The organism is Shimia sediminis, from assembly GCF_003990645.1.
Lineage (GTDB): Bacteria > Pseudomonadota > Alphaproteobacteria > Rhodobacterales > Rhodobacteraceae > Shimia > Shimia sediminis.
The window spans coordinates 1-1,108 of the sequence record NZ_RYZK01000037.1; the positions used below are offsets into that span (position 1 = coordinate 1).

A 1,108-nucleotide genomic window follows, 5' to 3' on the forward strand; every position below is an offset into this window, starting at 1 on the left:
AGATCTCATAAATTTGCAATTAAAGGGTTTATTATAAAGTATAAAAAGTAAGTTACTGTTAATACTTGGCCAGCTAGAATATAAGGGTCTTCTACAGGGCGAGCCCCAATCCAAGTTAGAAGCAGGGCATTTGCTAAAAATGTTCAGAATATTAATTTATTTAAAGGGTAAAATTGATTTGACAATATTTTTTTTTTATTAGTAAATGGTAAAATTAACAAGATAGCAATTGATAACACTAAAGCTAACACCCCTCCTAATTTATTTGGGATCGATCGCAGAATTGCGTAAGCAAATAAAAAATACCATTCTGGTTGAATATGGACTGGAGTTACTAAAGGGTTGGCTGGAGTAAAATTTTCAGGGTCACCTAGTAAATAAGGATTTGCTAATGTAATTATTGTTAAAACAAATCCAGTTAAAATAAAGCCTACTAAATCTTTAAATGAGAAATATGGGTGGAAAGGAATTTTATCTACATTTCTGTTTAATCCTAATGGATTATTGGACCCTGTTTGGTGTAGAAATAATAGATGGATAATAATTAAAGCAAATACAATAAATGGTAGAATGAAGTGTAAAGTAAAAAATCGAGTTAAAGTAGCATTGTCTACTGCAAATCCTCCTCACAATCATTGTACAATATCAGTCCCTAAATATGGGATAGCAGATAATAAATTAGTAATAACTGTTGCTCCTCAAAAGGATATTTGACCTCAAGGTAAAACATAACCTAAAAATGCAGTGGCTATTAAAGCAAATATAATAATTACTCCAATAGATCATGTTATATGCAGAGTATAAGATCCATAATATATTCCTCGACCTGCGTGACAATATAAAGCGATGAAAAATATTGATGCTCCGTTTGCATGAAGTGTTCGTAAAAATCACCCATAGTTAACATCTCGGCAAATATGAATAATACTTGAAAAGGCCAGATCAATTCTAGCAGTATAATGTATTGCTAGAAATAATCCTGTAATGATTTGAATAGATAAGCATATTCCTAAAATTGAACCAAAGTTTCACCAAGCTGAAATATTTGACGGTGAAGGTAGATCAATTAATGAGTCGTTAATAATTTTAATTAAAGGATGTGTTTTTC

2 pseudogenes are annotated in these 1,108 nt (G+C 30.8%); both read right to left on the reverse strand.

Annotated elements, in window-relative coordinates:
- Positions 1-5 precede the first annotated feature (5 nt).
- Positions 6-614 (reverse strand): annotated as a pseudogene (locus EK369_RS22765) (cytochrome b N-terminal domain-containing protein); the annotation flags it as partial.
- Positions 615-782: 168 nt separating this feature from the next.
- Positions 783-1,016: pseudogene (locus EK369_RS22770) on the reverse strand (hypothetical protein).
- Between the last annotated feature and the right edge of the window lie 92 nt (positions 1,017-1,108).